At 64.2% G+C, this 8413-nt stretch carries 9 protein-coding genes; 8 read left to right on the top strand and 1 reads right to left on the bottom strand.

What is annotated here, in order from left to right:
- Both pyk and fba read left to right on the top strand, forming a co-directional pair.
- Window positions 1-1059 (top strand): pyruvate kinase (pyk, locus tag V7Q81_RS12810; protein ID WP_333843883.1); only part of this gene is annotated, 1059 nt, incomplete at its 5' end.
- Window positions 1060-1091: 32 nt separating this feature from the next.
- Window positions 1092-2156 carry a class II fructose-bisphosphate aldolase gene (gene fba / locus V7Q81_RS12805; protein WP_333843880.1) on the top strand — a complete coding sequence of 355 codons (1065 nt, stop codon included), beginning with the start codon at window positions 1092-1094 and terminating at the stop codon, window positions 2154-2156.
- A 241-nt stretch (window positions 2157-2397) separates the two neighbouring features.
- Here the strand turns inward: fba and V7Q81_RS12800 are convergent, their stop codons facing one another.
- Window positions 2398-3327: a LysR family transcriptional regulator gene (locus V7Q81_RS12800; protein WP_333843877.1), complete on the bottom strand. Its 930-nt coding sequence runs from the start codon at window positions 3325-3327 to the stop codon at window positions 2398-2400.
- Between the two features lie 126 nt (window positions 3328-3453).
- Here V7Q81_RS12800 and V7Q81_RS12795 point away from each other — a divergent pair, with 126 nt between their 5' ends.
- The 6 genes from V7Q81_RS12795 to V7Q81_RS12770 all read left to right on the top strand — a co-directional run.
- Window positions 3454-4905 carry a form I ribulose bisphosphate carboxylase large subunit gene (locus tag V7Q81_RS12795; RefSeq protein WP_333843875.1) on the top strand — a complete coding sequence of 484 codons (1452 nt, stop codon included), beginning with the start codon at window positions 3454-3456 and terminating at the stop codon, window positions 4903-4905.
- Between the two features lie 15 nt (window positions 4906-4920).
- Window positions 4921-5340 carry a ribulose bisphosphate carboxylase small subunit gene (locus V7Q81_RS12790; protein ID WP_333843873.1) on the top strand — a complete coding sequence of 140 codons (420 nt, stop codon included), beginning with the start codon at window positions 4921-4923 and terminating at the stop codon, window positions 5338-5340.
- Between the two features lie 65 nt (window positions 5341-5405).
- The gene (locus tag V7Q81_RS12785) at window positions 5406-5960 is read left to right on the top strand and encodes a DJ-1 family glyoxalase III (protein ID WP_333843871.1); all 555 of its coding nucleotides are present in this window, start codon (window positions 5406-5408) and stop codon (window positions 5958-5960) included.
- 25 nt (window positions 5961-5985) lie between these two features.
- The gene (cbbX, locus tag V7Q81_RS12780) at window positions 5986-6912 is read left to right on the top strand and encodes a CbbX protein (protein ID WP_333843869.1); all 927 of its coding nucleotides are present in this window, start codon (window positions 5986-5988) and stop codon (window positions 6910-6912) included.
- 38 nt (window positions 6913-6950) lie between these two features.
- Entirely contained in the window at window positions 6951-7745 is a 795-nt protein-coding gene (locus tag V7Q81_RS12775; protein ID WP_333843867.1) for an HAD family hydrolase, read from the top strand.
- A 255-nt stretch (window positions 7746-8000) separates the two neighbouring features.
- Window positions 8001-8413 (top strand): class II fructose-bisphosphate aldolase (locus tag V7Q81_RS12770; protein WP_333843865.1); only part of this gene is annotated, 413 nt, incomplete at its 3' end.

Below are 8413 nucleotides of genomic sequence, written 5' to 3'. Positions count from 1 at the left end.
ATCTACACCCGTGTGATCGCCGGGGGGGTGCTGTCCAACAACAAGGGCATCAACCGCCGTGGGGGAGGTCTCACCGCGCCGGCCCTCACCGAGAAAGACGTGGAGGATTTGAAGACCGCGGTGGCGCTCAAGGCCGATTACCTGGCGGTCTCGTTTCCCCGCTCGGGCCAGGACATGCGGGCAGCCCGGGAGTTGCTGCACGAGGCCGGGGGCAAGTCGTTGCTGGTGGCCAAGATCGAGCGGGCCGAGGCGATCGACGCCCTGCCCGAGATCCTAGACGAGTCGGATGCCATCATGGTGGCGCGGGGAGATCTCGCGGTGGAGATCGGCGATGCTGTGGTGCCGGCGCTGCAGAAGCGCATGATCAAAATGGCCCGCGCCCGCAACCGCCTGGCCATTACCGCCACCCAGATGATGGAGTCCATGGTCTCCAATCCCGTGCCCACCCGGGCCGAAGTGTCCGACGTGGCCAACGCCGTGCTAGATGGCACGGACGCCGTGATGCTCTCCGCCGAGACGGCCGTGGGCCAGTACCCGGTGGAGACGGTGGAGACCATGAGCCGAGTATGCATCGAGGCGGAGAAACAGATGGAAATCCACCTGGACCGGGACTTCATGGACCAGGTGTTCACCCGCATCGACCAGTCCATCGCTATGGCCGCCCTCTTCACCGCCTACCACCTGAAGGCGAAGGCCATCGGGGCGCTCACCCAGTCAGGCTCCACTGCCTTGTGGATGTCCCGCATGAACTCAGGGGTGCCGATCTATGGCCTGACCCCCGTGGTGGAGACGCGGCGCAAGATGGCCTTGTTCTCGGGCGTGCACCCGATCCGCTTCAATCCGCCCTCCCAGGACCGGGAGGAGACCTTGCGGGCGGCGGAGGACGAGCTGCTGCGGCGCGGGGCGGTGCGGGAAGGCGATTTGATCGTTTTGACCATCGGCGAGGCGGTGGGTCTCGCCGGACATACCAATACTTTAAAGGTCGTGCGCGTGGGCGAGTATCGAATCACCCAGGGCCTTGCCCAGGCCGCGGTGAAGCCGCGGCGCAAGAAGGCCTGAGTGTTTCTCGTTTCCCACACAAGGAGGTTGCCATGGCTCTGATCGCACTGCGCCAGCTTCTCGACCACGCCGCGGAACACGGCTACGGGGTGCCGGCATTCAACATCAACAACCTGGAACAGATCCAGGCCATCATGCAAGCCGCTGACGAGACCGACAGCCCCGTCATCATGCAGGCCTCCGCCGGAGCCCGCAAGTACGCGGGGGAGGCGTTCCTGCGCCACATGGTGCTGGCTGCGGTGGAGCAGTATCCCCACATCCCGGTGGTGTTGCATCAGGATCACGGGGCGAGCCCCGCCGTGTGCCAGGCTTCGATCCGTTCGGGGTTTACCAGCGTCATGATGGATGGCTCCCTCAAGGAGGACATGAAGACCCCGGCCTCCTATGAATACAACGTGGAGGTCACCCGTCGGGTGGTGGAAATGGCCCATTGGGTGGGCGTCTCGGTGGAAGGCGAGCTCGGCTGCCTAGGATCGCTGGAGACCATGACCGCCGGTAAGGAGGACGGGTCGGGCGCGGAAGGAGCCCTCACCCACGACATGCTTCTTACCGACCCGGAACAGGCGGCCGAGTTCGTGCGGGAAACCCAGGTGGATGCCTTGGCGGTGGCCATCGGTACCTCCCACGGCGCCTACAAGTTCTCCCGGCCTCCTACCGGCGACATTCTGGCCATCGATCGCATCAAGGAAATCCACCGCCGCATCCCCAATACCCACCTGGTGATGCACGGCTCGAGCAGCGTGCCTCAGGAGTGGTTGCAAGTGATCCGGGAATACGGCGGCGAGATGAAGGAGACCTACGGCGTGCCGGTCGAGGAAATCCAGGAGGGCATCCGCCACGGGGTGCGCAAGGTCAACATCGACACCGACATTCGCCTGGCCATGACCGGCGCCATGCGCCGTTCCATGGCCAAGAACAAAAGCGAGTTCGACATCCGCAAGTTCCTGAAGGAGGCCATGCTCGCCGCCAAGGACATCTGCAAGGCGCGCTTCGAGGCGTTCGGCACCGCGGGGCAGGCCTCCCGCATCAAGCCGATTCCCCTGGAGACCATGGCCCGGATGTACGCCAAGGGGGAGTTGAAACAGGTGGTGCGCTGAAGCTTCCTCCCTGTTCCCAGAGGGGCCGCTTTATCCGCCAAGGCGGCCCTCCTGCGGCCGCCCGTGTCCACTCCTTCGCCTGAACGCTCGCTCCGGTCCGGGGGAGCACATCGTGCGGGGGTCGTCTTGCAACCTTGTCCTCTTGCAAGAAGCAAAGGAAAGGGGCGCGCAACGCGGCTCGGCCAAGATGCTAACGAGCTGAAAAGGCCGGGGCGCGCTCTGGTCGACGCAAAGGCGCTCCTCAGGCGTGGACCTTTTCCGGCGCCTTGCTCTGCATCAGGCGCTCGGCCTGCTTGAGCAGGAACTCGCGGAACGCCTCGGCCACCTTGGACAGGCGCTTCTGTTGCCGGTGCACCAGGTACCAGTTGCGCCGGATGGGAAACCCCACCACGTCCAGCACCTTGAGCCGCTTGGTTTCCAGCTCCAGCTCGATGGTGTGGTAGGACACGACGCCCAGGCCCATCCCGGCCTGCACCGCCTGCTTGATCGCCTCGTTGGTGCCCATCTGCATGCTGGTCTTGAGCTGCACCCGGTGTTCGGCGAAAAAACGCTCCATGGCGCCCCGCGTGCCTGAGCCGGGCTCGCGGATGACGAACACCTCCTCGGCAAGCCGCTTCATGGGGATGCGCTTTTCCCGGGTGAGGGGGTGGTTAGGGGGCGCAATCACCACCAGCGGGTTTTCCATGAACGGCTGCCAGCGCACGTCCAGCCCTTCCGGGGGCAGTCCCATGATGGCCAGATCGATCTCGTTCTCCGCCAGCTGTCGCAACACGGTCTCCCGGTTCACCACGGAGAGGCTCACCTGGACGCCGGGATGCTGCTGCACGAAGCGGGCAAGGAGCTGGGGCGCGAAAAAGTTGGCGGTGGACACCACCGCGATCGCCAGGCGCCCGCGTTCCAGGCCCTTCAGCTCGTTCAGCGCGTGTTCCATGTCCGAGAGCTGCTGGGCGACGGCCCGGCTGTAGTGGTAGAGCTCCTTGCCGGCCTCGGTGAGGTAGATCTTCTTGCCGATCTGCTCGAAGAGGGGCAGTCCCACCTGGTTTTCGAGCTGCTTGATCTGCATGGACACCGCCGGCTGGGAAAGAAACAGCTCCTCTGCCGCCCGGGAAAAGGACAAGTGCCGGGCGACCGATTCGAACACCCGCAATTGGCGCAGGGTCACATGCAGCATGGGGAGCTCCGCCTCGTGGAACCTAAGCTCTAGCTTATCATTACGATTAAAATATACAAGTTTTGCTTATCGTTGGCCAAGGCTACACTTCCTCCCATCTTTCACCTTCAGCCCGAGAGGGAAACCATGGGCACCATCACTGACCCGAAGGAACGCTACAAAGCTGGGGTAATCCCCTACAAAGTCATGGGCTACTGGGAACCCCACTACCAGCCCAAGGATACCGACGTTATCGCCCTCTTTCGCGTGACGCCCCAGGAAGGGGTCGAGCCGGAAGAGGCCGCCGCCGCCGTGGCGGGGGAATCCTCCACCGCCACCTGGACCGTGGTGTGGACCGACCGGCTCACCGCCTGCGAGATGTACCGGGCGAAGGCCTACCGGGTCGATCCCGTGCCCAACCGCCCGGGCGAGTATTTTGCCTATATCGCCTATGACCTGGACCTCTTCGAGCCCGGCTCCATCGCCAACCTGACCGCTTCCATCATCGGCAACGTGTTCGGTTTCAAGGCGGTGAAGGCCCTGCGGTTGGAGGACATGCGCATCCCCGTTGCCTACGTCAAGACCTTCGATGGACCGCCCACGGGGATCGTAGTGGAGCGGGAGCGGCTAGACAAGTTCGGTCGGCCCCTGCTCGGCGCCACCGTCAAGCCCAAGTTGGGGCTTTCTGGACGCAATTACGGGCGGGTGGTGTACGAAGCGCTACGCGGCGGGCTCGACTTTACCAAGGACGACGAAAACATCAACTCCCAACCCTTCATGCATTGGCGCGACCGCTTTCTCTATTGCATGGAGGCGGTCAACCGAGCCAGCGCCGAGACGGGGGAGGTGAAGGGCCATTACCTCAACGTCACCGCCGCCACCATGGAAGACATGTACGAGCGTGCGGAATTTGCCAAGGAACTGGGCTCGGTCATCATCATGATCGACCTGGTGATCGGCTACACCGCCATCCAATCCATGTCCAAGTGGGCGCGCAAGAACGACATGATCCTGCACCTGCACCGGGCAGGTCATGGCACCTACACGCGCCAGAAGAACCACGGCATCTCTTTCCGCGTGATCGCCAAATGGATGCGCCTGGCCGGGGTGGATCACATTCACGCGGGCACCATCGTGGGCAAGCTGGAAGGCGACCCCAATACCGTGCAGGGCATCTACAACGTCCTGCGTGAGCCCCACAACCCAGTCGACCTGCCTCGCGGCATCTTCTTCGATCAGGACTGGGCAGGTTTGCGTAAAGTGATGCCGGTCGCCTCCGGCGGCATCCATGCCGGCCAGATGCACCAGCTTCTCACCTATCTGGGAGAGGATGTGGTGCTGCAGTTCGGCGGCGGCACCATCGGCCATCCCATGGGAATCGCGGCCGGCGCCACCGCCAACCGGGTAGCGCTGGAAGCCATGGTGCAGGCCCGCAACGAAGGCCGCAACATCTGGGAGGAAGGCCCCCAGATCCTGGAGCAGGCAGCCAAGTGGTGCCAGCCCCTGCGGGCCGCCCTGGACGTGTGGAAGGACATCACCTTCAACTACGCCTCCACCGACACGCCGGACTTCGTGCCGCTCGAGACCCCCGTTGCCTGAAACCGAGGAGCCGCCATGAGACTCACCCAAGGCACGTTTTCTTTTCTGCCCGATCTCACCGACGAGCAGATCCGCAAGCAGATCGAGTACGCCCTCAAGCAGGGCTGGGCGATCAACGTGGAATTCACCGACGATCCCCATCCCCGCAACACCTATTGGGAGATGTGGGGGTTGCCCATGTTCGACCTCAAGGACCCGGCGGGCATCATGTACGAGGTGAACGCTTGCCGCAAGGCCTACCCGGACCATTACATCCGGGTAACGGCCTACGACTCCACACGGGGCTGGGAGACGCCGCGCCTGTCCTTCATCGTGCAGCGGCCCAAGGAGGAACCGGGATTTCATCTGTGGCGCCAGGAAGCCGAAGGGCGGAAAATCCGTTACACCATCCATTCCTACGCCACGGAAAAACCCAAGGGCGAACGATACCGCTAGCGCGGCGCTGCCGGCAGCGCGCCGGCGGACCATGACGGAATCATTGTCAGGAGGAAAAGCCGTACATGCCACGAGTGCTGCTACCTCTCGCGGAGGGTTTCGAGGAACTGGAGGCGGTCACGGTGATCGATGTCTTGCGCCGCGGCGGCATCGAAGTGGTGGTGGCGGGCCTGCAGGAAGGGCCGGTGAAAGCCTCCCGCGGCACGGTGCTCCATCCGGATGCGCCCCTCGACGCGGTGATGGACCAGGACTTCGACATGGTGGTGCTGCCGGGAGGCATGCCGGGCGTCAAGCACCTACGGGAGGACGAGCGCGTGCGGGGCTTGCTGGAGCGGCAGCGGAGCAAAAACCGCTGTATCGCCGCCATCTGCGCCGCTCCCTCCATCCTGGCGGCCTATGGCCATCTGGAGGGCAAACGGGCCACCAGCAATCCCAAGTTCAAAGAGCAGGTGGCCATCGGCCCGGTTCGTTATGTGGAGGACGCAGTGGTGGAAGACGGCGAGGTCATCACCTCCCGTGGTCCGGGCACCTCCATGCTCTTCGCGCTGGCGCTAGTGGAGCGGCTGGCGGGCACGCAGAGACGCCGGGAAGTGGAGGCGGGGCTCGTATTCCCCGCCTGAAACCGTTTCTGGAGCTGGGATCATCATGAGCAGCGAGGTCCGGCAGACGATCGAGGCGGCAGTGCCGGAGGCCGTGGACCTGGAGGCGGAATTTCGCGCCTCCAACGTGCAAGAAGTGCTCGATCAGCTCGACCGGGAGTTGGTGGGGCTTACGCCGGTCAAGATGCGTATCCGCGAGATCGCGGCCTTGCTACTGGTGGATCGGGTGCGACGGCGGCTCAGCCTCACTTCGGAAACGCCCACCCTGCACATGTGCTTCACCGGCAACCCGGGTACTGGCAAGACCACCGTGGCGCTGCGCATGGCTGACATCCTGCATCGGCTCGGCTACGTGCGCCAGGGACACCTGGTAGCGGTCACGCGGGACGACTTGGTGGGCCAGTATATCGGCCACACTGCCCCCAAGACCAAGGAAGTGCTGAAAAAAGCCATGGGCGGGGTGTTGTTCATCGACGAAGCGTATTACCTGTACCGGCCGGAGAACGAGCGGGACTACGGCCAAGAAGCCATTGAGATCCTGCTCCAGGTGATGGAGAATCAGCGGGAGGATCTGGTCGTGATCCTCGCTGGCTACAAGGAGAAGATGGATCGCTTCTTCCAGAGCAATCCAGGCATGCGCTCCCGCATCGCCCACCACATCGACTTCCCGGACTACACGCCCGAGGAACTGCTTGCTATCGGCAAGCTCATGCTAAGCCAGCAGAATTACCGCTTGAGCCCCGAAGCGGAAGAAGTGTTCAAGGACTATATCCGGCGGCGCATGCAGATGCCCCATTTCGCCAATGCCCGCTCCATCCGCAACGCCCTCGACCGGGCTCGGCTACGCCAGGCAAATCGCCTGTTCGCCAGCCGCGGCCGTTCCCTTACCCGGGAGCAGATCATGACCATCGAGCCGCCGGATCTGCTCCAGAGCCGGATTTTCCGCGAGGGCGCACAAGCGCCCGGGCAGTGAGCGCCGCGCCCGAACGAAGCGCTTAAGGCCCTATCCCCATGGCCCTGGAGGCGGTCATCTTCGATGTGGACGGCACTTTGGCCGACACCGAGCGGGACGGGCACCGGGTGGCGTTCAACGCCGCTTTTGCCGAGGCGGGACTGGGCTGGCACTGGGACGCGGCGCTCTACGGCCAGCTCTTGTCGGTGACCGGCGGCAAGGAGCGCATCCGGCACTACGCCGAGCGCTTCGATTCCGCTACTGCCCGACGTGCCGACTTCGCTGAGCTGGTCCAGAGGCTGCATCAGCGCAAGACCCGCCTCTATACGGATTTGGTGGCCCAAGGGCGCATCGCGCTGCGCCCAGGCGTGGGGCGGCTGCTGGAAGCGTTGCGGGCCGAAGGGTTGCGCCTGGCCATCGCCACCACCACGACGCCGGACAACGTCCAGGCCCTTCTGGAAGCGAACCTGGGGCCGGCGGGCCCGGCCTGGTTCGAGGTGATCGGCGCGGGAGATGTGGTGGGGGCCAAGAAGCCGGCGCCCGACATCTATACCTGGGTGCTGGACCGGCTCGGGCTGGGTCCCCAGGCGTGCTTGGCGGTGGAGGATTCCGAGAACGGGCTGCGCTCGAGCCAACAGGCGGGACTCGCGACCTTGGTCGTGGTCAACGACTACACCCTGGGCCAGGACTTCGCCGGCGCGGTGGCGGTCATCGGCGGCTTCGGTGCACCGGGACAGCCGCTGCAGATGCTGCGTGGTCGCGCCCACGGCAAACGTTGGGTGGACCCTGACTTGTTGCGGATTTGGCACGCCGAAGCGTGGAGGGCCGGTAAAGATGCCTTATCGTATCGATAAGAAGATCGATTTGTTGTCCGCCCGTCTGCGCCGCTATAGTGACGTTGGGCTTGTTCTGCGCGTTCCGGAAGATGAAGGCGGGTCTCTGGACGCGAGAAACGGCTTTCCTCCACTCTGACGGTTCGTTGTACCACTGCGCACGTCCGTTGGACTTAGACCCTTGCCGCTTTCGCGGAAGGGTCTTTTCTTTTTAGCGAGCTGCAGCACGGATGGGTGAAATGGCGCGGGTCGTCTTGTCTGGGCAAACGTAAGCCGATGCCCCTGGTTCACTTCGCGGATCTGCTGACTCATGCCTACCGCCACCGCTACGCGGTGGGCGCCTTCGATCTGGTGGGTCTCGAGTTCCTGGAAGCGGTGCTTTCGGGGGCCGAGCGCAGCCGTTCCCCAGTGATCTTGTCCCTGGCCGAATCCCACTTCGAGCACTACGACTTCGATCTCTTGATGCCGGCGGTGGTGGCGGCGGCCCGCCGGGCCACGGTGCCGGTGGCCATCCATCTGGACCATGGCTCGGGGCCGGAATCGGTCGTCCGGGCGATGCGGCTGGGGGCCAACGCCGTGATGGTGGACGCCTCCCATCTGCCCTTCGGGGAAAACGCTGCCCGCACTCGGGAAGTGGTGGCCCTTGCCCATGCTTGCGGCGTGCCCGTGGAGGGGGAGCTTGGTTACGT

This window comes from Pelomicrobium sp., assembly GCF_036803785.1.
In the GTDB taxonomy this organism is placed as follows: Bacteria; Pseudomonadota; Gammaproteobacteria; order Burkholderiales; family UBA6910; genus Pelomicrobium.
Note: the sequence above shows the minus strand (reverse complement) of the source record. Positions and strands in the feature narration are given on the sequence as shown.

What these genes read in the sequence shown, in the direction of transcription:
- fba (WP_333843880.1), top strand. Translation starts at nt 1,092, where the DNA reads ATGGCTCTGATCGCACTGCGCCAGCTTCTCGACCACGCCGCGGAACAC.
- V7Q81_RS12800 (WP_333843877.1), bottom strand. Translation starts at nt 3,327, where the DNA reads ATGCTGCATGTGACCCTGCGCCAATTGCGGGTGTTCGAATCGGTCGCC.
- V7Q81_RS12795 (WP_333843875.1), top strand. Translation starts at nt 3,454, where the DNA reads ATGGGCACCATCACTGACCCGAAGGAACGCTACAAAGCTGGGGTAATC.
- V7Q81_RS12790 (WP_333843873.1), top strand. Translation starts at nt 4,921, where the DNA reads ATGAGACTCACCCAAGGCACGTTTTCTTTTCTGCCCGATCTCACCGAC.
- V7Q81_RS12785 (WP_333843871.1), top strand. Translation starts at nt 5,406, where the DNA reads ATGCCACGAGTGCTGCTACCTCTCGCGGAGGGTTTCGAGGAACTGGAG.
- cbbX (WP_333843869.1), top strand. Translation starts at nt 5,986, where the DNA reads ATGAGCAGCGAGGTCCGGCAGACGATCGAGGCGGCAGTGCCGGAGGCC.
- V7Q81_RS12775 (WP_333843867.1), top strand. Translation starts at nt 6,951, where the DNA reads ATGGCCCTGGAGGCGGTCATCTTCGATGTGGACGGCACTTTGGCCGAC.